Annotated in this window: 20 protein-coding genes; 15 read left to right on the plus strand and 5 right to left on the minus strand. The window is 36.8% G+C overall.

Translation table 11 applies throughout. The features are described 5' to 3' along the window. Window positions 1-48: 48 nt before the first annotated feature. Both pheS and A1704_RS17745 read right to left on the minus strand, forming a co-directional pair. A complete protein-coding gene (pheS, locus tag A1704_RS17740) occupies window positions 49-1,059 on the minus strand; it encodes a phenylalanine--tRNA ligase subunit alpha (protein ID WP_062675400.1) in 1,011 nt (336 codons plus the stop codon). A gap of 126 nt (window positions 1,060-1,185) precedes the next feature. Then, window positions 1,186-1,845 (minus strand): YceI family protein, encoded by a 660-nt coding sequence (locus A1704_RS17745; protein WP_062675401.1) that lies wholly within the window; start codon window positions 1,843-1,845, stop codon window positions 1,186-1,188. A 75-nt stretch (window positions 1,846-1,920) separates the two neighbouring features. On the opposite strand from A1704_RS17745, the gene A1704_RS17750 reads away from it, so the two are divergent. Next, entirely contained in the window at window positions 1,921-2,856 is a 936-nt protein-coding gene (locus A1704_RS17750; RefSeq protein ID WP_062675402.1) for a sulfate/molybdate ABC transporter ATP-binding protein, read from the plus strand. A gap of 249 nt (window positions 2,857-3,105) precedes the next feature. Here A1704_RS17750 and A1704_RS17755 read toward each other — a convergent pair whose 3' ends face one another. Beyond that, the gene (locus A1704_RS17755) at window positions 3,106-3,450 is read right to left on the minus strand and encodes a zinc ribbon domain-containing protein YjdM (RefSeq protein WP_062675403.1); all 345 of its coding nucleotides are present in this window, start codon (window positions 3,448-3,450) and stop codon (window positions 3,106-3,108) included. Between the two features lie 612 nt (window positions 3,451-4,062). Here A1704_RS17755 and A1704_RS17760 point away from each other — a divergent pair. From A1704_RS17760 to A1704_RS17825, 14 genes are all read left to right on the plus strand, one after another. Then, window positions 4,063-5,268, plus strand: coding sequence for an RsmB/NOP family class I SAM-dependent RNA methyltransferase (locus A1704_RS17760; protein ID WP_062675404.1), 1,206 nt, complete (start codon window positions 4,063-4,065; stop codon window positions 5,266-5,268). A 187-nt stretch (window positions 5,269-5,455) separates the two neighbouring features. After that, complete coding sequence (locus A1704_RS17765; RefSeq protein WP_062675405.1) at window positions 5,456-7,123, plus strand: GLPGLI family protein; 1,668 nt, start codon at window positions 5,456-5,458, stop codon at window positions 7,121-7,123. 321 nt (window positions 7,124-7,444) lie between these two features. Then, window positions 7,445-9,112: an asparagine synthase B gene (gene asnB, locus A1704_RS17770; protein ID WP_062675406.1), complete on the plus strand. Its 1,668-nt coding sequence runs from the start codon at window positions 7,445-7,447 to the stop codon at window positions 9,110-9,112. A 294-nt stretch (window positions 9,113-9,406) separates the two neighbouring features. Then, window positions 9,407-10,249: a hypothetical protein gene (locus A1704_RS17775; protein WP_065119676.1), complete on the plus strand. Its 843-nt coding sequence runs from the start codon at window positions 9,407-9,409 to the stop codon at window positions 10,247-10,249. Between the two features lie 137 nt (window positions 10,250-10,386). Beyond that, window positions 10,387-11,790, plus strand: a complete 1,404-nt coding sequence (locus tag A1704_RS17780; protein WP_062675408.1) for an MFS transporter — start codon at window positions 10,387-10,389, stop codon at window positions 11,788-11,790. Between the two features lie 101 nt (window positions 11,791-11,891). Beyond that, window positions 11,892-12,767, plus strand: a complete 876-nt coding sequence (locus A1704_RS17785; protein WP_062675409.1) for a pirin family protein — start codon at window positions 11,892-11,894, stop codon at window positions 12,765-12,767. Window positions 12,768-12,921: 154 nt separating this feature from the next. Continuing rightward, a complete protein-coding gene (locus tag A1704_RS17790; protein ID WP_062675410.1) occupies window positions 12,922-13,233 on the plus strand; it encodes a GNAT family N-acetyltransferase in 312 nt (103 codons plus the stop codon). A 58-nt stretch (window positions 13,234-13,291) separates the two neighbouring features. Beyond that, window positions 13,292-14,191 carry a pirin family protein gene (locus A1704_RS17795; RefSeq protein ID WP_062675411.1) on the plus strand — a complete coding sequence of 300 codons (900 nt, stop codon included), beginning with the start codon at window positions 13,292-13,294 and terminating at the stop codon, window positions 14,189-14,191. 21 nt (window positions 14,192-14,212) lie between these two features. After that, the gene (locus tag A1704_RS17800; RefSeq protein ID WP_062675412.1) at window positions 14,213-14,743 is read left to right on the plus strand and encodes an NADPH-dependent FMN reductase; all 531 of its coding nucleotides are present in this window, start codon (window positions 14,213-14,215) and stop codon (window positions 14,741-14,743) included. After that, on the plus strand, window positions 14,744-15,322 hold the full coding sequence (locus A1704_RS17805; protein ID WP_062675413.1) for a TMEM175 family protein: 579 nt from the start codon (window positions 14,744-14,746) through the stop codon (window positions 15,320-15,322). Between the two features lies 1 nt (window position 15,323). Beyond that, a complete protein-coding gene (locus A1704_RS17810) occupies window positions 15,324-15,542 on the plus strand; it encodes a (4Fe-4S)-binding protein (RefSeq protein ID WP_062675414.1) in 219 nt (72 codons plus the stop codon). Next, a complete protein-coding gene (locus A1704_RS17815) occupies window positions 15,542-15,937 on the plus strand; it encodes an OsmC family protein (RefSeq protein WP_062675415.1) in 396 nt (131 codons plus the stop codon). Before A1704_RS17810 ends, A1704_RS17815 begins: the two co-directional genes overlap by 1 nt. Window position 15,938: 1 nt before the next feature. After that, entirely contained in the window at window positions 15,939-16,226 is a 288-nt protein-coding gene (locus A1704_RS17820) for a GNAT family N-acetyltransferase (RefSeq protein ID WP_174525205.1), read from the plus strand. Between the two features lie 186 nt (window positions 16,227-16,412). Further along, entirely contained in the window at window positions 16,413-17,972 is a 1,560-nt protein-coding gene (locus A1704_RS17825; RefSeq protein ID WP_062675416.1) for a sodium:solute symporter, read from the plus strand. Between the two features lie 73 nt (window positions 17,973-18,045). Here the strand turns inward: A1704_RS17825 and A1704_RS17830 are convergent, their stop codons facing one another. Continuing rightward, a complete protein-coding gene (locus A1704_RS17830; protein ID WP_062675417.1) occupies window positions 18,046-20,277 on the minus strand; it encodes a reprolysin-like metallopeptidase in 2,232 nt (743 codons plus the stop codon). 297 nt (window positions 20,278-20,574) lie between these two features. Continuing rightward, window positions 20,575-22,812 carry a reprolysin-like metallopeptidase gene (locus A1704_RS17835; RefSeq protein ID WP_062675418.1) on the minus strand — a complete coding sequence of 746 codons (2,238 nt, stop codon included), beginning with the start codon at window positions 22,810-22,812 and terminating at the stop codon, window positions 20,575-20,577. Window positions 22,813-22,942: the final 130 nt, after the last annotated feature.

A 22,942-nucleotide genomic window follows, 5' to 3' on the forward strand; every position in this document is an offset into this window, starting at 1 on the left:
TCAGTAATTAAAAACAAAAAACCTCCGGAGCTCCGGAGGTTTGATTTTTTATAGTGTTTTGAACTGTTCAAGTGTTCTGATATCATTTTCGAAGAACATTCTGATGTCACTCATCTGGTAAAGAAGCATCGTGATTCTTTCAATACCCATTCCGAATGCATATCCTGAATATTTCTCAGCATCGATATTCACATTTTTCAGTACGGCAGGGTCTACCATTCCGCATCCCATAATTTCCAGCCATCCTGTACCTTTTGTGATTCTGTAATCTGTTTCTGAGTTTAATCCCCAATACACATCAATTTCAGCACTTGGCTCTGTGAAAGGGAAGAAAGATGGTCTCATTCTGATTTTGGATTTCCCGAAAAGCTCAGTCGTAAAGAACTGGATTGTTTGCTTCAGGTCTGCAAAGCTCACATTTTCGTCAATATATAATCCTTCAATCTGATGGAAAATACAGTGAGAACGTGAAGAAATTGCTTCATTTCTAAATACTCTTCCCGGAGATAAAATTCTGATAGGCGGCTGGTTTTCTTCCATATAACGTGTTTGTACGGAAGAAGTATGCGTTCTTAAAAGAATATCAGGATTCTGCTCAATGAAGAATGTATCCTGCATATCTCTTGCCGGGTGATATTCCGGAAGGTTCAGCGCGGTAAAGTTATGCCAGTCATCTTCAATCTCTGGTCCGTCTGCTACTGCAAAACCGATAGATTTGAAGATTTCAATAATTCTGTTTTTTACAAGGTTGATCGGATGTCTTGAACCCAATTCCAATGGAAAAGCAGGTCTTGTAAGATCTTCTTTTTCAACCACAACAGAAGATGCGGAAGCATTTTTCAAATCCTCCAGTTTTACAGCAACTGCCTGCTTCAAAGTGTTGATCTTCTGTCCGAATTCTTTCTTTTGATCGTTAGGAACTTCTTTAAATTTTTCAAAAAAATCATTCAGAACCCCTTTTTTACCATTATACTTGATTCGGAAGTTTTCAATCTCTTCCTTAGAGGTAGCAGTGAAGCCGTTTACTTCGACCAGTAGTTCTTCTATCTTTTCTATCATTATTTTACCCTTTCAAAATGTTTTGCAAAAATACGATTTTAAGTTGAATAATAAGTCCGTCAAAAAAAAATCTGCCTCTTTTTCGGGAGGCAGACTTCAATCACTTATTTCACTTAAATAAAAAAATTATTTCTTTTCTAAAGCTTTAACGCTGATCTGAAGAGTTACCTCGTCTTTAATCACACCGTTTTCAGCCGGAGCCTGGAACTTCACTCCAAACTCTTCTCTCTTGATATCTTTTGGCTCAGTAGCTACACTCACCTCTCCTTCTTTCACCGAAACATTAGCTTTAAACTGAACAGGTTTTGTAATTCCTTTAATGGTTAAATTACCATCCAAAAGAGTATTATAATCACCTTCTGCAGCAGGAGTTACCTTTGTAATTTCATAAGAAGCTGTCGGGAATTTTTCAACTTCAAAGAAATCTCCGCTTTTCAGGTGGCCATTTAATTTTCCTAAATCTTCGGGGTTGTCTTTCAGATCCACAGAAGTTAAAGAGTTCATATCAGCAACGAATTTTCCGCTTTCCAGTTTTCCGTCTTTCACCGTCACATCTCCACTTTCAAACCTGATTGTTCCAAAATGGCTTGTATTCTCAGATTTAAATACTTTGTATCCCTTCCATTCAACCTTACTGTTTAGCGTATCCAAAGTGAACTGGCTACCTTCTTTAGTAGTCGTCACCTCATTACTTTCACTGGTAAGTGGTTTGTCTTTTTTACAAGAAACCATTACAGCAGCAATAAATAATGCAGGAATAGCTAACGAAAACAGTTTTTTTCTCATTTTTGATTTATTTTTATTAGTTCCGCTAATATAATAAAAAAAATTATGTTTTCATAAAAACCTTACATTTGTAATATGCTATTAGAAATAAACAATTTATTTTTCTCTCACAACAAAGAAAATCCCCTGTTTCAGAACCTTAACCTAAGGTTTGAAGAAAACAGAATTATAGCGCTGGCCGGTGAAAGCGGATGTGGAAAATCTACTCTTCTCAACCTGATTTATGGTCTTTTGGATTGGGAAAGCGGCGAGATTATTTTTAACGGAACAAAGCTTTTGGGACCGAAAGGAAATCTTGTTCCGGGAGAACCGGAAATGAAATTCGTAGCGCAGAATTTTGATCTTATGCCCTACGCTACAGTGGCTGAAAACGTAGGAAAATTTATTTCTAATATCAATTTAAAACAAAAAAAAGAAACTGTAACGGAGCTTCTTGAGGTGGTAGGGCTTCAGGAATTTGCGAACGTACTTCCAAAATACCTAAGCGGCGGACAACAGCAAAGAGTGGCTATTGCCAGAGCATTGTCTGTACTTCCCAAGCTTCTTATTTTAGATGAACCCTTCAGTAATCTTGATTTTCCGAGAAAAATTGAACTGAGAGAAAGACTTTTCAGATATGTAAAACAGCATGGCGTTTCTCTGATTATTTCCACTCATGAACTTCAGGATATCATGCCATGGCTGGACCAGATTGTTATTCTGCAGGATGGAAGACTGATTCAGAATGACAGCCCGGAAGAAACCTACAGAAATCCTTACAACTCTTATGTTGCTAAGCTATTTGGGGAAGTGAATATTTTTAGTGAAGCAGAAGCTGAAGATTTCCAGCTTACCAAATTCTCTTATTATCCCAAAGAAATCAAAATCACAGAAACCGGTCTCGAAGCCGAAGTTCTTGAAAGCAGATTTGCAGGAAATTATTATTGGAATAAATTAAAGGCAAAAGGAAAGGAGCTTGTTGTGTATACAGATGAGAAAATATCAGAAACGATCTGTATTTCGTTTATGTAGGCGAAAAACCGAATTACACATAACTTATACATTCACTTATACTTATCAATAAAAAAAAGCACAAACGTAAGAAGCTGTTTAAAACTTTTTCTTACATTTGTACTTCTAAAGTATAAGGAAATTTTTGGTTAATTCTCTTTCTGCCTTCCAGACGGACATTAGCAATATTGCAATTAAGTCTGTTGAAAGATTACACTGTCCAATTTTTTCCTTTTCTTTATTTTCAGGGCATAGAAAAACAAAGTTTTCTTATGCTTTCTTTACAAATTCTGACTTAAGAGCCATTGCTCCAAAACCATCAATTTTACAGTCAATATTGTGATCACTTCCCGGTCTCAGACGGATATTTTTCACTTTAGTTCCGGCTTTTACCGGTTTTGGCGCTCCCTTTACAGGTAAATCTTTTATTACCACTACAGAATCACCATCCTGAAGTTCATTTCCGTTGGAATCCAGGATTTTTCCTTCATTTGCGGCTTCAGCAGCGGCTTCAGCCGGATCCCATTCGTAGAAACACTGGGAACATACCATCATATTATCGCTCGGGTATGTAAACTCAGAGCTGCATTTTGGACAAATTACTGTGTCACTCATATTTTTATTTTTTGCAAAGGTAGAACTTTTTAAAGGTTGAAGTCAATAGATAAAGCTCAGTATAGTAGATCATAAGCGCTTATTAATTTTACACAGATAAGTGAATTAATACAAATTAAATAAACTTGCTGCAAAGAAAATAAAGTATAGTAATGAACAGTGTATATTTTATCAGCAAATATTTTTCATTAAGCAAAAAACACTGGTTTATACGTCTTATAGTAAAAGGCTATCGTCAACAAATAAAAAATATAAATAATCGGAAAACCTTTACAAATTGAGCATTAAAATTTATTTCTACCCTGTAAAAATTAATAAACACACAGACCATTCACTACTGAATCTCAGATTGTCAATAGTCAATTTTTGCTTTGCAAAGTGAATAGTGAATGCGCAACCTTCCATTAGAAAACATATCTGTACAATATATAATTACTCATAACTTCTCAACCGGAAACCCAAAATTCACAAGCGAAGCGGATTCACCATTCACCATTCACCATTCACCATTCACAATCCCCCTTCATCTCTCCTATCCTCAATCTCTCACCCAAATCTTCAACTCTCAATTAAAAGTCGTATTTTTGCAGATTCAAACAGCGAAGCAAATTTATGGAACTTATTCACAGAAACTTGGCAATCGGAATTCACGATGCCTTACAGGAGACATTTTTTGAAAAAAACAAATATGCCGATAAAGTTATTGAAAGACTTTTGAAAGCAAACAGAAAATGGGGAAGCCAGGACAGAGCCGTTGTTTCTGAAATTTTTTACAATATTATCCGTTGGAAAAAACGCCTTGAATACTATATGGGTGAAGGTGTAAAACCCAACAATATCTACAAACTGATTATTGCGTATTTACTTTGGAGTAAAACCAATTATAAAAAATTCGAAGAATTTGACGGAATCAAAATCGCCGATATTCTTACCAAACTTAAAAAGAATACTGTTCCTACAAAAGCGATAGAACACTCTATTCCTGAATGGCTTGCTGAAACTCTTGAAAAAGAACTGGGTGCCAGCTGGGAAAGAGAAATGATTGCTTTAAACGAACAGGCTCCTACGGTTTTAAGAGCCAATTCTTTAAGAACAACCACTAAAGAACTTATCTCTGATCTTTCAGATGAGGGTGTTGTTTCTTATCCTGTTAAAGGTTATCCTGACGCTGTTCAGCTGGAAGAAAAGAAAAATGTTTTCCTTACTACCGCTTTCAAAGAAGGATTATTTGAAGTTCAGGATGCTTCTTCTCAGAAAATCGGGTATTTTCTTGATGTAAAAGAAGGACAAAGAGTAGTAGATGCATGTGCTGGTGCTGGTGGAAAAACACTTCACCTGGCAGCATTAATGAAAAATAAAGGTCAGATTGTAGCATTAGATATCTTCGAATGGAAGCTTGCCGAGCTGAAGCGTCGTGCCAAGAGAGCCGGAGCCCACAATATTGAAACCCGTATGATCTCTGACAATAAAGTAATCAAACGTCTTCATGAAAAAGCTGATAGACTTCTGATTGATGCACCATGTTCAGGTCTTGGTGTTTTGAAAAGAAACCCGGACAGCAAGTGGAAAATTGATCAGGACTTTATTGACAGAATTAAAAAGGAACAACAACAAATTCTTCAGGACTATTCTAAAATGCTTAAAAAAGGAGGAAAAATGGTATACGCTACCTGTTCTATTCTTCCATCTGAAAACAATCTTCAGGTAGATGAGTTCATCAAAAACAATCCTGGATTCAAGATGATTAAAGATGAAAAAGTAATGCCTAGCGAAGGGTATGACGGATTCTATATGGCTTTGATTGAGAGAATTTCTTAATTTAAATCCAACAACAATACACTAAACTACTCTATTTTCTGGAGTAGTTTTTTTGTTTTAAAACCTTTCTGAAAAAATGTAACAATTTTTGTAACATTTCAACCCCATTGCCTACTAACTGTATAGATCAAAACCGGTTTGATGCTGTAGAAAGTTTAGAATACCTTTGCAGCAAACTCATTTATTTATGCATACAAGAATTGTTTTCAATTTTCTGGCTGTTTTCGCGTACTGTCTGTTTTCTGCACAGACCTATGAAATTCAGTACACTGGTTCTTATAACGGAAAGGTATCAACGGATCAGCCCTCTACCATCATTTGGGTCAATGAGAAAGAAAATTTTATTCTCAATAGTACGATCAAAGAACAAAAAAGCAGCTATCCTTATGAGATCACTAAGGTAGAAAAGCCATCTAACTCTATTGTTTCTTATGCATTTTTAAAACCAGGATCCATTATTTCAGCATCAGATACAGAGTCTGTTGGAAAACAGAATTTTGAACTCACCAATGAAACAAAAAAGATCTTAGGATACAACTGTAAAAAAGCGGTTACAAAAATCAATTCAAATACCATTGAAATCTGGTACACCAATGACTTAAAACTGAAAGGTGGTCCTTCTGTTTTAGGACAGAATTTAGGATTAGTTCTGGAAATAGAGAGAAATAAAAATTCTTTAACGACAGCCAGCTCAATCAAAAAAATAAAGAACACAGGGATTGAAAACATATTGAAAGGAAACATACAGACAACCGATCAGCTGGGATATAAAGATCTCCTGTGGAAAAGCAGATTTACCACACTGAATGTTTTTGAAAATGAAACCATCAATTTCTCTGATGCCTCAAAATCTGATGACCAGATCAAGAGATACGCTAACGGAACCATCATTCTGAAAAAAATAAAATTCCCCACTATTCTAGAAGGAGAAAATATTTTTGTTGAACTGAAGCAGCAATCCAATGGGGATGCCTATGACAGAACCGGAACTGTATTTTTCATTCCACAGGATAAAGAAAAGTCTTTTTTTGACGGTCTGGAAAAGGGAGCAAAAACACTTCCTCTTTACGAAAACGGAAATGGAAAACAATATTACGGAGTAACTGCTGCCGACAATTATAGCCCTGCTATGGAAATGATGAGATTCTTTACCGCTTTTGGTATCCAGAAATTCAATCATATTCAGCTTAAAGGAAAAGACTGGCAGACTATCAGCCCGTACCGACAGGATATCACAGAATTGAAACCTGCTTTATCAGGAAAAGAACTTTGGATAGGTACATTTATTGGCAATTATGATAAAGGAGGACATAAAGTAAGCCTTGATATTACGATTCATAAAAGTGATCAGACCGTAAATAAGAACAATACGGCTATTCCTTTGTTTAATACTTTAAATATTATGGAAATGGCAGGACAGGACTACTCTACCATGTTTAATCAGGACAAAGGTCTTCTTGTTGACTTCACTTTAGATAAAGACCTGAAAAATGCCCAACTTAGGTATATCACAACAGGACACGGCGGTTGGGAAAATGGTGATGAATTCGTTCCTAAAGCCAATTCTATATTGATGGATGGAAATCCTGTATTTTCATTTATCCCATGGAGAACAGATTGTGGCTCTTATCGTTTATACAATCCAGCCTCTGGAAATTTTCAGGACGGACTTTCATCCTCTGACCTCAGCAGATCAAACTGGTGCCCGGGAACCGTTACCAATCCTAATTTCATCCCTCTGGGAGATTTGAAAGCAGGAAAACATACCATACAGATAAAAATTCCTCAAGGACCTACAGAAGGAACAAGTTTCAGTTCTTGGAATGTTTCAGGAACTTTACTGGGAGTACAATAAAAACAAAACCTTCTTGCATGAGAATTGCAAGAAGGTAAAAACACAAATGATGAAAAAAAATTATTTCGAGCCACAAAGTAAGGGGTAAAATTCATATAATTAATTACCATAGATTAATAAATATGTCATTTTTATTTCGTATGGAAACAACATCCATTTCGGCTCAACGAAAAAAATTAATCAAAAACATGTTAATTTCAAGAAATAGTTAAAAATTTTAACTTTAAAATATTAATTGATTAAAAATTTTCGTTTTTAAATATTTTTTATTGTTATTTATAAACATCCCTTCTACTTTTGTTCCATAAATAATAAAAAATCATGTGTGGAATTGTATGTTTATTCGACGCCAAGCAAAAAACTGAAGTATTAAGACCTCAGGTATTGGAAATGTCAAAAAAAATCCGTCACAGAGGACCGGATTGGAGTGGAGTTTTTCAGGACGAGAAAGTAATTTTTTCTCATGAAAGACTTGCCATTGTAGATCCTACTTCTGGAAAACAGCCTCTATTTACTAAAGATGGAAAAGTAGTATTAGCGGTGAACGGTGAAATCTATAACCATAGAGAACTTAAAGAAGAATTTCCGGATTATGAGTTTCAGACTCAATCCGACTGCGAGGTGATCCTTGCTCTTTACAGAAAATACGGAAAAGATTTCGTAGAGAAACTTAACGGAATTTTTGCATTCGCTTTATACGATACCGAAAATGATATTTATCTTATCGCCCGAGATCATATGGGAATCTGTCCGCTTTATCAGGGTTGGGATAAAAGCGGAAACTACTATGTCGCTTCTGAATTAAAAGCTCTTGAAGGAATCTGCAAAAAAATAGAAACTTTCTTACCTGGCCATTTGATGTTCAGTCCGGACGGAACAGAACTTCAGCAATGGTATACAAGAGACTGGGACAGCTTTGATCATGTAAAAGAAAATGAAACCGATATCTCAAAACTGAGAAAAGGTCTTGAAGATGCCGTTCACAGACAACTGATGAGTGATGTTCCTTATGGTGTACTTCTTTCCGGAGGACTGGATTCGTCTGTTATTTCAGCCATCACTGCAAAATTTGCCCGCCAGAGAATTGAAAGTGGCGATACTCAGGAAGCCTGGTATCCAAGACTCCACAGTTTCGCGGTAGGATTGGTTGGTTCTCCGGATCTTGCAGCTGCACAAAAGGCAGCAGAGCACATTGGATCTGTTCACCATGAGGTTAACTTTACTGTTCAGGAAGGACTGGATGCTGTACGTGACGTCATTTATCATCTTGAAACTTATGATGTAACCACCATCAGAGCATCCACACCGATGTATCTTTTGGCAAGAGTCATCAAATCCATGGGAATTAAAATGGTTCTTTCAGGAGAAGGTTCGGATGAATTGTTCGGAGGTTATTTATACTTCCATAAAGCTCCTAATGCAAAAGAATTCCACGATGAAACTGTGAGAAAATTAGGCAAACTTCACCTCTATGACTGTTTAAGAGCCAACAAAGCGTTGATGAGCTGGGGAATTGAAGGAAGAGTTCCTTTCCTTGACAAAGAATTCATGGATATTGCAATGACGATTAACCCTCAGGATAAAATGATCAGTACTGCTGAAGGAAAAATTGAAAAATGGGTATTGAGAAAAGCTTTTGAAGACCTTCTTCCAGATTCTATTGTCTGGAGACAGAAAGAACAGTTTTCGGATGGTGTGGGATATTCATGGATAGATACCTTAAAAGAGGTAGCTGAAAGAGAAGTGACAGACGAAATGATGACTAACGCAAGATTCAGATTCCCGCTAAACACACCTCAGAACAAAGAAGAATACCGATACAGAACTATTTTTGAAGAACATTTCCCGAGTGAAACTGCAGCTGCTACCGTTCCATCAGTTCCTTCTGTTGCATGCTCCACTCCTATTGCTCTGGAATGGGATGAAGCGTTCAAAAAAATGAATGATCCAAGTGGAAGAGCGGTGAAGGTACATGAAACTTCATATTAGGAAGGGATGATGAATAGTCAATCGTCAATTCGCTTCGCTTGTCAATTTGTTGCGGGATTCGGGTTACGGATTACAGCTTTATTATTCACTTGCAAAGCAAAAATTGACAGTTAATAATTCACTTGCAAAGCAAAATTCACTAATTACATGTATATTTTTCACATTCAAACCTATAACTCCTTCTGTTATAATTTATCAATCCTGTAGCAATACAGGATTTTTTCTTGAATTAACACTAACAATATGGCATAATTTAACTCACAATCCAAAATAATATCTAATAAATAATTATATTTGGAAAACGAAAATATCAATTATAAAAAAATGAGAAGAAACCTTACTGTTTTATTTGCCTTATTAGCCATAAGTTTTGCTTTTGGACAAGGAAAATATGGCAAATATCTGAATTCAAAGAAGCTTGCTTTGGCTTATAAGAGTGTGAAAGACCAGGATAAAGATGACTACTATCAACAATATTATTGGCTTGTAAAGGCAGAGCAACTGAAAACTTATCCTCACCTTAAAGACATTAAACCTGTTGTTTTATATGAATTTGTAAAATATGTAAACCCTCAGAACCCGACCAAAAAACTGGATGCAAGAGGTAAAGAGCTGAGAGCAACTGCAGAATTATCATTAAATCAATATTTTAAAAATAAAAAATTCGAGAACAATTCTGTTTTAATGTATAACCTTGAAACGTATGTAGATCCTTCAAAAGGTCAATATTATACTAAAGTAGATCCCGAAAAAATCAAGGAACTTGTACCTAAGGAATTATTTGCTTTCAACTCATTCAATAGAAATATAGGAGAAGAAAAGACATATTATCTTTGGATTGACAAGAAAAAAGACGATCTGAATATTGTAGATATCATCCCTAGCGAAAAAGAAGACAAAGCTTTCTACACAAGATTGAAACAATATCTTCCAAGCTATAAATTCTCAAAATATGTTCCTTCTGTAAAAAAAGGAAACAAATCTGATAAAACTGACATTGAATATTATTATATCATGCCTTTTGAGCAGAATACCGATAACATCGAATATAAAACAAAGGATTTCAAAACTTTCACCTTAAGCCAGTACAGAAAAGCCGGTGATGAATGGAAAGGAGTAGAAAAACCTAGAAAATAAATCAAAAAGTCCTGTGAAATTTCACAGGACTTTTTTAATTTTATATGGATTTCTTTATCTAAGAATCAAAACGCTTAGAGTAAGCGGTTCTTCAAATAAATAAGTCTGGGAGTTTTTCACAACCCAGCCGATACAAAATGACAGAAGCAAATACACAACAGACCTCCGTAAAAAAAATACTTCCCTTAATTCTGGCCACTGCTATTTTCATGCAAATGCTGGATTCCACGATTCTGAATACTTCCCTGCCTGCTATTGCAAAAGATCTGAATGAGTCTCCGCTCAATATGCAGAACGCTATCATCAGTTATGTTCTGACCCTTGCTGTTTTTATGCCCGCCAGCGGATTTCTTGCCGACCGGTTTGGAACAAAAAAAATATTTATATTTTCTCTGGTATTATTCAGTCTGGGTTCTTTGTTCTGTTCCATGTCTCAAAATCTCACTCATTTAGTAATTTCAAGAGTTATCCAGGGAGTTGGAGGAAGCTTGATGACGCCTGTTGGAAAGTTGGCACTCATTAAAACATTTGATAAAAACGAACTGCTCAAAGCCATGAACTTTGCCATCATTCCTGCTCTTATCGGACCTGTACTCGGACCTTTGGTAGGAGGTTATATGGTAGATTACCTCTCATGGCACTGGATATTTCTGATCAATATTCCGATTGGAGTTCTGGGAATTCTTTTAGGATTAAGATTTATGCCCAATTACAAATCTGATGATGTTGATTTTGATTTAAAGGGCTTCTTGATTTTTGCAGCAGCCTCTCTCCTGCTTTCTGTTTCCCTGGAACTTTTCGGGGACATCCAGAATATCACCCCTGTTTTGCTTGTATTTATAATGGGCTTCCTGTTCCTGTATTATTATTATAAGCATGCTAAAAGAGGAGGAAATCCTATCTTCCCGTTAAACCTTTTTCAGGTGAGAACATTCCGGGTAGGCATTGTGGGAAATCTTGCCACCAGATTAGGAATCAGCTCTGTTCCGCTATTGCTGCCACTGATGATCCAGATTGCCTATAAACAGTCTGCAGTCACTTCGGGCTGGATCATTGCTCCTATGGCTTTGACGGCTATCTTCGGAAAATCATATGTTATTAAAATTTTAGATAAATATGGCTACCGCCAGACTTTGATGATTAATACATTCATCATCGGAACGCTGATATGCCTGCTTGCCATACCTGATATACACACATCTTTGTACTGGTTTGTTCCGATCATCGCAATATTAGGTTTTTTCAACTCTATTCAGTTCACTTCCATGAATACTATTTCTATTGCCGATCTTCGTAACTTTCAGACCAGCAGCGGAAACTCTTTACTCTCAGTCAATCAACAGCTGGCGATAGGCTTCGGAATTGCCTTCGGACTGATTGTTTTAAAGTTATTTGAAAATACAGATCTTATTAATGGTGAAATCCATAATGCCTTCCGACTTACATTTCTTACGGTGGGAATACTAACGATTTTATCTGGATTCGTGTTCAGGAGGCTGCATATTTCGGATGGAAAGAATATGAAATCCAAGGAAGATTAAACAGATCTGATCACAGCTTCATCCTTTTCCACGAACTTAACACAGATCAATGCTTTTCGCATATAACAATGGTAATTTTGTTTACATAAATCAACAATGTGATGGCAACTAAAAAAATAGAAATCGTAGTATCTCCAAAACCTGCGCACTTTGTAGGCGATGGATTCAGGGTTCACAATTTCATTCCGGGAGTTCCTGGATTGGATATGAAAAGAATGGATCCGTTTATCATGCTGGATTACAATTCAAAATTTCATTTCAATGGTTCAGACAGACCAAGAGGTGTAGGAGTACATCCGCACAGAGGTTTTGAAACAGTAACGATAGCGTATAGCGGAAAAGTAGAACACCATGACAGCGCTGGCGGCGGCGGTGTGATCGGAGAAGGTGATGTTCAGTGGATGACTGCTGCCAAAGGAGTTCTTCACAAGGAATATCATGAAACAGAATGGGCAAAAGAAGGAGGAATTTTTCAGATGGTTCAGCTTTGGGTGAATCTTCCGGCAAAAGATAAAATGAGCTGCCCAAAATACCAGGCTATCGAAAACTCTAAAATGGAAAGAGTGGATCTGGGCGAAAATGGCTACATAGAAGTGATTGCCGGAGAATATGATGGTCATAAAGGACCTGCGAGTACTTTCACTCCGGTTCATATGATGAATGCCAAACTGAAAGCTGGAGGAAAAGCAGAGTTTAATTTCCCTGCTCATTTCAACACTGCAGCTTTGGTAATTGAAGGAAGTATTATTATTAACGAGGAAGAAGCTGTTAAAGCTGATCATTTTGTCCTGTTTAAAAATGAAGGGGAAACATTCACTATCGAAGCCAAACAAGATGCTGTTGTTTTAATCATCAGCGGAGAACCTATTAACGAACCTATTTATCCTCACGGACCTTTTGTGATGAATTCCAGAGAAGAAATCATGCAGGCTTTCGAGGATTTTAATACCGGAAAATTCGGATACCTGGAAGATTAAAGATTTAAATTTATCTTAATCTTCGATTATTCCTTTTTTTATTAACTTTATATAATGGCAAACCTTATAGGTTTTATGAACCTATAAGGTTTAATTGTCTTAACAAGCAATTTCCTGCATTTATAGGAAATGCAGCACCCTTAGTACAAATATTATGAAACCAGAATTTGAAAATATACCTCTTGTAAAAGCCGAAAAAAGATTTGAAATAGAATTCAACGGACATTATGCATTTATTGATTACCGTGAAACCATGCATCAGATTTCTTTAATCCATACTGAAGCAGAACCGGAATTAGCCGGAACTGGCGCGGCTGCTGCAGTAGTAGAGAAAACTTTGAATTTTATTGAAGAAAGCGAAAAAAAACTTCTACCCTTCTGTCCTTATGTTTTCGCTTTTATTAAGAAACACCCTGAATGGAAACGTATCGTGGATGAGAGATTTGAAGGCTACGACAAACTTTAAACCTTCATCAGCACTTATCAATTTATTTAAATAACATTTTAAAAAGTATCACATCATCATGTCAAATATTGGACTTATTATTGAAGAAAAAGCGGCAGATATCGGAAATTTCCTGGTAGGAAGACTTCTTCCTTTCCGTGAGAAAAGAGCAGTTGGCCCTTTTGTTTTTATTGATCACATGGGGCCTTCAGAATTAAAAGATTATCAGAATCTCGATGTTCCGCCACATCCGCATATCGGATTATCTACATTGACTTATCTGCTGGAAGGCTCTATTTTCCACAGAGACAGTATTGGAAGTGCTATAGAAATAAAACCGGGTGCTGTTAACTGGATGACAGCCGGAAAAGGGGTTGTACATTCAGAAAGAACACCTGAATATTTAAGACACAGTGATAAAAGACTTCACGGATTCCAGATCTGGGTAGGTCTTCCGAAGCATCTTGAGCAGTCTGAGCCTACTTTCCATCATATTGAAGCAGATGAAATTCCGGTGTGGGAGGAAGATGGTATTCAGTATAAATTAATTGCTGGTGAAGCATTCGGAAGAACATCTGCAGTTCCGGTACACAGCAAATTATTTTTCCTTGAAATTAAAACAAAAGAAGCAAAAAAAATCAGCATTGGAAAAGATCTTTATGGAGAAGCAGCCATGTACGTTCTGGATGGAACAGTAACTACCGATGGAAATTCTTATGGTTCCAAACAGCTGATGATTGCTAAAGATACCAAGCTTTGCGAATTTGAGATGAGTGAAAACGGAACGGTTTATCTTTTCGGTGGCGAACCATTCGATGAAGAGCGTTTTATTTTCTGGAATTTCGTTAACTCTGACAAGGAATTAATTGATCAGGCAAAAGTAAACTGGAATGATCAGAATCACGATGCATTTCCTCTGGTTCCTGGTGACGAAAACGAATATGTGCCGCTTCCTAAGGCTATTATAAACAGAAAATAACTCCAGTTCAGATTATTAACTATGAAAATATTAGCATTTGCCGGAAGTACATCTTCCACGTCTATCAACAGGGAACTGGTAAAATTTGTTCTGAAAGATTTTCAGGATGAGGAAATCAATCTGATTGACCTCAACGATTTTACGATGCCTGTATTCTCTGTAGACCTTGAAAAGAAAGGTTTTCCGGATGAAGCCCACCAGTTTTTAAAAGCGATTGAGGAATGTGATGTAATCATCTGCTCACTTGCTGAGCACAACCGTTCTTACAGTGCAGCTTTTAAAAATGTTTTTGACTGGGCTTCAAGAATTAACGTAAAAGTATTTCAGAATAAACCAATGCTTCTGATGAGTACCTCTCCCGGAGGTTATGGAGGCGGAAATGTGATGAATACAGCAAAAACATTTTTTCCACAGTTTGCAGCAGATATCAAGGACACTTTTTCACTGCCCAAATTTTATGAAAATTTTGATATGGAAAGCGGTGTCATCAATCCCGATATGCTGAATGATCTGAAAGGTAAAATACAAAACTTTAAAAATCAGATAAAGTAAATGAACAAAGGAAGACTGGAGGCGTTCAGTGATGGTGTCCTTGCTATTATTATTACCATTATGGTACTTGAACTGAAAGTACCTGAAGGAAATAGCTGGGCCAGTGTCAAACCTCTTCTTCCTAAGTTTCTGGCTTATATTTTCAGTTTTATTTATGTAGGAATCTACTGGAACAACCATCATCATTTGTTCCAGACAGTAAAGAAAGTAAATGGCAGCATTCTTTGGGCCAACCTTCATCTTCTGTTCTGGCTTTCTCTGATGCCAATTGCTACAGAATGGATCGGGACGACAAATTTTGCAAAAAACCCCGTTGCAGTCTATGGTATAGGGCTCATTATGTCGGCCATTGCCTACACTATTCTGGAGCATGTGATTATCCGTTGTGAAGGAGAAGATTCAAAACTGAAAGAAGCCATCCATTCGAAATATAAAGAGTATATCTCAATTGTATTTTATGTCCTGGGAATCGCTACTTCATTTTTTTATCCTTATATTGCCATAGGTTTTTATTATATCGTGGCTCTTATATGGCTGATTCCGGACAGAAGAATCGAAAAAACATTAAAAGAAAATTGATATGGAAACACACGAATATCCTAACGGAAACATTACTGTCATCTGGCAGCCTAAAAAATGTATCCATTCTGCCATATGTGTAAAAACACTCCCCAAAGTCTACGATCCTAAAGAAAGACCTTGGATAAAAGCAGAAAACGCAAGTCCCGAAGAACTAAAAAATCAGATCGACCTATGCCCATCAGGTGCATTAAGTTATAAATTCAATACAGAAAAATAATGGCGGTAACAGTAAAGGCAAGTTTAGGAAAAACAAAATATTATACAGAAGTAACAGCCGGCGAGAATACAATTATTACGGACGAACCGATTGATAAAGGCGGACAGAACAAGGGTTTCAATCCGCTGGAAATCCTGGCTACATCACTGGCAAGCTGTACAGCAGCAACCTTGAGAATGTATATTGAAAGAAAGGAATGGGATATAGAAAACATCAATGTAGAAGTAGAGCTTGAAAACTTTCCATTAACAAAAAGAGCGGTCTTCAAAAGAGATATCAGTTTTGAAGGTATTCTGGATGATGAGCAGCGTAAAAGACTGCACACCATTGCGGATGCATGCCCTGTTCACAAAATATTAACCAACGACATAGAAATACTAACTAAATTCTCATAACATGATCGAAGTAAAACAAAACAACGACGAAAAACACGGAAGTTTTGAAGCTTTCATAGATGGAAAACGCGCAGGAATGATGACCTATACCTGGGCCGGAGAAGAAAGATTTATTATAGACCACACCGAGGTGGAAGAAGCTTACAACGGAAAAGGAGTAGGCAAGGAAATGCTTCTGGCAGCCGTAGATTTTGCCAGAAAAAATGATAAGAAGATTATTCCCCTCTGTCCTTTCGCTAAAGCAAGTTTCCAGAAAAGTGAGGAACTTCAGGATGTTTTAGTGAATTAGTCACTGTATTACACCCTTACCATACAAACCTTTCAGATCGATCTCTGGAAGGTTTTTGTTTTTAAAAGTAAATCACTGCTTACAAGTAAATTAACCATCACAATTTGTTTTGACACGAACAGGAATTCAAATTCATGATTCACGACTGATCTTTTTTATATATTTGCTAAAATTTAAAAATCAAGCATGAATCCAGGAACTATCCTTTTGCTATTTGTTTTCGTCTATTTTATCGGCCTTTTGGTGATTTCTTATTTCACCAGCCGGAATTCTGATAACCAGTCTTTTTTTATCGGTAACAAAAAGAGTAAATGGTGGCTCGTAGCATTCGGGATGATAGGAACCAGCTTAAGCGGAGTTACTTTTATTTCCGTTCCGGGAACTGTCGGAAAAATGACCGGCTCCGAATACATTTACGGAGGTTTTGAATATTATATGATGGTGATAGGATTCTTCATCGGATATTTTATTGTGGCAGCAATATTACTACCACTCTACTACAAGATGAATCTGACTTCTATTTATACGTATCTGGGAAAAAGATTCAATGTAGAAGCGCATAAAATAGGTTCTATCTTTTTTATTATTTCAAGAGCAATTGGAGCTACTGCAAGATTATATCTGGTAGTGAATGTTTTACAGATATTCTTACTTGAAGGATTGGGAGTTCCGTTCTGGGTAACTTCTCTTGTTCTTCTGCTAATGGTACTTCTGTATACTTTTGAAGGCGGTGTAAAAACCATTGTTATTACAGATACGCTGCAGACTTCTTTTATGATCATCAGTCTTGTAGCTTGTATTGTTTATATTTTATCCAACCTGAATCTGTCGTTTGGCGAGGCTTATACGATTCTTGAACAGAAAAATTATACTCACTTCATTAATTTTGATCCGAATTCCAAAACCTTTTTCCTGAAAACCATTCTGGGCGGAATTTTCATTACCATTGCTATGACAGGGCTGGATCAGGAAATGATGCAGAAAAATATTTCTGTGGATAATCTTAAGAATTCAAAGAAAAACATGTTGACTTTTGCAGGAACACTTCTTATTGTGAACCTTGCCTTCTTATTCCTGGGAGGATTATTATACCTCTTTGCTCTACAGCATGGAGCAGAATATGGAACTATAAACGGTGAAACAGTAACGAATATTTTTGGATTTAAAGATCCAGCAGGAAACATTAAAAACGTAATGGGAGATGACCTTTTCCCCGCTTTATCACTTCAGGGATATTTTCCTATGGCTATTTCTGTTATTTTCATCATCGGATTAATTTCAGCCTTATTTCCTTCTGCAGATGGAGCTCTAACAGCTGTAACCAGCTCATATTGCGTAGATTTATTAAACCTTAATGAAGATAAAACAAAAACTGAAAAAGAGAAGAAACGCCTTCGTATGAAAGTACATTTGATTTTCACCGTAGTGTTCTTCATCCTGATTATGGTTTTCAAAGCATTGAATGACAAATCTATCGTCTATCTGATCATGGAAATTGCAGGATATACTTACGGACCGCTTCTTGGACTTTTTGCTTTTGGAATTTTCACCAAGTTCCAGATTTCAAGAAAATATTCCATCCTTACGGTTACCCTTTTGGCACCTGTATTAACTTATTTAATCAATCTGGCTGTTACTACTTATACCGATTATAAAATCGGAGTAGAACTCATTGTTTTAAACGGATTACTAACCTTCATTGGTCTGTGGCTGGTAAAAAACAAACAACATTTAAGAGTTGTTTAAAATAACATACATTCCAAAAAAAGACTGTCCTCTATTGAAGACAGTCTTTTTTTATTTGAATCAAGGAAATAGATTATTCTTTAATCCATTTGATTGTTTTCTCAAGATTCTTAGATTTAACTTTAATCAGATAATCTCCCTGAACAAGATGTGACAAGTCAAAAGACCCTGTTTTATCATGATTCAATTTATTATTTGCCTGAGTGAACACTAATTTTCCGCTTACATCGTATACTGTAATATCATATACTTCATTTGAATTGGTAAATTTCACATTCAGAAATCCTCTACTTGGATTAGGATATACCACAAATACATCTTTATTGGCAGCGGTTTCATTTACGCCTAATGTCTGGGTAATGGTAAAGTTGATTGGATTAATGTTGTAGAAAACATTTGTTTCTGCAGCAACCATAATTCTTGCCTGTGTGGTATTTACGTTAGGAATAGTAACAGTTTCAGAACCATCGTTCGGAGTGGAAGCCAGGATCAGCGTAGGATAGGTAAGCCCGCCATCTGTAGAAAGGTAAATATTTACAGTAGCGGCATTCACCGGAAATGCAGTTGTATTGGCTACGTCCCAGGTTACCGTCTGAGTAGAATTACCTGCCCAGTTTACCGCTGTAGTAGGTGCAGTTACGTTAAAAGGTCCGGAATTTCCATCAACAGTAATAATAGCATCATCATTGGCTACTCCTGCACATCCCGCGTTATTATCTCTTACAGTCAATCTGAACTCCATTGTTCGTGCATAAGAAGGTCTAACTTCTCCTTTGGAAACAGTTCCATTGATTACATCTGTAAGTTTTGGGAAATATCTGTAAGGAACGGTTACAGGTACGTATGATCGGAACAGAGGTGCATTTAATGTTGGTGCATTCCAGTCACCCGCAGGTCCTACATCATTCTGTTCCCAGCAATAAGTAAGTGGGTTATTTTCAGTATCTGTTGCAGAGCCTATTAACTTAAATGGGGTTCCTTTTGGGATGGTATAGTCATTTCCCGCATTTACAGTAGGTGCCGTATTAGCCACAGATGTTGTCACCTGGCATGTGAGAGATTGAACTTCTGAAGTAATTGATTGAAACGAGTTGGTATGAAAAATAGGAATACTATTAGAGGCTAAATTATTGGTACTCCCACAAATTCCTGCATACGCCATAATTGTAATTCCACTTCCTGGTTCTACAGCATGGGAAGCCTCACGATTCCCTCCTCCACAACTTCCTGTTGTTGCATTAAAAGTATGCGGAGCCCCAAACTGGTGTCCCATTTCATGGGCTACATAATCAATATCATAAGGATCACCAACAGGATTCGATGAACCAGTAATTCCGTTGGCTTTGTATGAAGAATCACATATACCTGAACCAGCTAATCCGCCCCCTCCGGTACTGAAGGTGTGTCCTATATCATAATTAGCTGTTCCTATTATTGAGTCAATTACCGTTTGACTTTCATCAATTAATATATCTGCATCATCATTTCCAGTGAAAGGATCATTAGCAGCGCTTACAAAGATAATATTGCTTTCAGTAGGAATGAGGATCAATCTCACCGCAACCTCCTGTTCATACACTCCATTTACCCTATTTACAGTTGTTACTATAGCAGACAAGGTTTGAGCTACAGTAGGTGAAGCAGATCCTGTTGCTGCTACCGCATATTCCCCTGTACACGCAACCGCTAACCGAAAAATCCTGATTTGGCTTCCTATACTTGGAACTACTGTTTTTTGGACGTTTCTTTTTTCTGATTTAAAATTCTCCTCTTTTGAACTACAGCCTCTCTGCTTTTTATCAATTAAATCACTTTTCTTGTAAATGATATAATTACTGACATCCTGTTTTGCATAAGGATCAATATAAGTATCTTCTGATGCTATTGATTTTATTTGAGCATGGAATCCTAACTCTGTAAAATCAAGTTTTATAGTAGCATAGTGATCATCTACTCCCTGCCCTGTTAACGTAATAATTTGGGGAAACTTACCGGCTAACTCCGGAGCCATTACTGAGGATTTCCATACTCTGAATTTAGTTTTCGTTCCATCAGACATTGGCAAAACAATAATTGGGGCATTGTCTTTACGGTCATTATCTCTCAGCTCCGGAATTGAAGCCAAATAGTTTTTCAAACCAGCCACATCTAATTTATAAGTAAGAAATTTTTCTGGCTGCACTGTTCTGCTTTTAGATTCTGCTTTAATTGTTCGTTCACTGATTTCTGTAAAGAAATCCTGAGCTTTTCCTAGAGAAATCGATAAAATAAATATCCCTAAATAAAATAATTTTTCAAGTTTCATATGATGATGTTTTTTAACAGTATTAAATATAAGAATAAAAATCACAAAACAATGAATAACAGCGATTTACAACTAATAAACAACATAACTAACATTAAATAAAGTAAATACTACCATTCGAAAAACAATTATCTACTAATCTCTAATAACGATTAATTTTTTTTAAGCCTATATTTCCTGAGAAGCCAATAGAAAAAACAGATTCTCCAACGAATATTAAGGTTTTCAATTTATTAGCATAAAAAAGACTATCCTCTATTGAAGACAGTCTTTTTTTATTTAAATCAAGGAAATAGATTATTCTTTAATCCACTTGATTGTTTTCTCGAGATTTTTAGATTTAACTTTAACAAGATAATCTCCCTGAACAAGATGTGACAAGTCAAAAGACCCTGTTTTATCATGATTCAATTTATTATTTGCCTGAGTGAACACTAATTTTCCGCTTACATCGTATACTGTAATATCATATATTTCGTTTGAATTGGTAAATTTCACATTCAGAAGTCCTTTACTTGGATTAGGATATACCACAAATACATCTTTATTGGCAGCGGTTTCATTCACCCCTAATGTCTGGGTAATGGTAAAGTTGATTGGATTAATATTGTAGAAAACATTTGTTTCTGCAGCAACCATGATTCTTGCCTGTGTGGTATTTACGTTAGGAATAGTAACAACTTCAGAACCATCGTTCGGAGTGGAAGCCAGGATCAGTGTAGGATAGGTAAGCCCGCCATCTGTAGAAAGGTAAATATTTACAGTAGCGGCATTCACCGGAAATGAAGTTGTATTGGCTACGTCCCAGGTTACTGTCTGAGTAGAGTTACCGGCCCAGTTTACCGCTGTAGTAGGTGCAGTTACGTTAAAAGGTCCGGAATTTCCATCAACAGTAATAATAGCATCATCATTGGCTACTCCTGCACATCCCGCGTTATTATCTCTTACAGTCAATCTGAACTCCATTGTTCTTGCATAAGAAGGTCTAACTTCTCCTTTGGAAACAGTTCCATTGATTACATCTGTAAGTTTTGGGAAATATCTGTAAGGAACGGTTACAGGTACGTATGATCGGAAAAGAGGTGCATTTAATGTTGGTGCATTCCAGTCACCCGCAGGTCCTACATCATTCTGTTCCCAGCTGTAAGTAAGAGGATTGTTATCTAAATCTGTAGCAGATCCTTCCAATCTAAATGGTGTACCTTTAGGAATGGTATAATCTCCTCCGGCATTGACTGTAGGAGCGAAATTGTTGCTTGGAAGTGTTACCTGACAAGTTGTTGACTGAACTTTTGTGGTGATAGACTGATATGATTTAGTATGGAAAGTCGGAATACTGTTAGGAGCGAGGTTATTGGTACTTCCACAAATTCCGGCGTAAGCCATTATGGTAATTCCGCTTCCAGGTTCTACAGCGTTGGTTGCACTGCGGTTTCCTCCTCCACAGCTTCCTGTTGTTGCATTAAAAGTATGTGGCCCCCCAAACTGATGTCCTACTTCATGGGCTACATAATCAATATCATAAGGATCACCAACCGGATTTGGTGAGCCGGTGATTCCTCTTCCTTTATTAGAGTTGTTACAGATTACTCCTAATCCGGCTAATCCTCCACCTCCTGTACTGAAGGTATGTCCGATATCATAATTGGCATTTCCTATCAGTAAGTCAATTTGGGTCTGGCTTTCGTTAATTAATGTTCCCGCACTATCATTTCCTGTGAAAGGGTCCGTAGCCGCACTGGTAAAGATCACATTGGTTTCAGTACCTACTAATACCAATCTTGAAGCAACTTCCTGTTCATATACTCCATTCACTCTGTTTACAGAGGTTACAATGGCTGAAAGAGTCTGTGCTACTGTAGGAGTTGCAGAACCCGTTGCTGCAATTGCATACTGATGGGTACAAGCCACTGCGAATCTGAAAACTCTAATTTGAGTTCCTACGCTTGGAGCTACGGTTTTTTGTTCGCTTTTTTTTTCTAGTGGAGCATCCTGATCATCTTTCAGCCCACATGTTCTTGGATTTTTATCAATTAAATCACTTTTCTTGTAAATGATATAATTACTGACATCCTGTTTTGCATAAGGATCTATATAAGAATCGCCTGCGACTATAGATTTTATCTGCGCATGAAATCCTAACTCTGTAAAATCAAGTTTTAGGGTTGCATACCTGTCATCAATTCCCTGTCCGGTAAAAGTGACAATCTGAGGAAACTTGCTGGCTAATTCCGGAGCCATCACGGAAGATTTCCAGATTCTGAATTTGGCTTTCGTACCATCTGGCATTGGAAGAACAATAATCGGAGCATTTTCTTTGCGGTCACTGTCTTTCAGTTCCGGAACAGAATTGAAATAACTTTTCATTCCGGCCACATCCAAGGTATAGGTAAGTGACTTTTCCGGTTGTACAGTTCTGTTTTTCGGATCTGCTTTGATGGACCTCTCACTGATTACTGTAAAAAAGTCCTGTGCTTTCCCGGAGGAAACGGATATAATGAATATCCCCAGATAAAATAATTGTTTAATTTTCATATATAATGGTATGTAATTTTTATTAATCCAAACATTAAAACCAAAAACAAAAAAAATAATTAGTTAAAGGTTCATAATTCATGATTATTTGAATTATAAAATTAGTTAAATTAATCTAAATACCACATAT

It is taken from the genome of Chryseobacterium cucumeris (assembly GCF_001593385.1).
Classification (GTDB): domain Bacteria; phylum Bacteroidota; class Bacteroidia; order Flavobacteriales; family Weeksellaceae; genus Chryseobacterium; species Chryseobacterium cucumeris.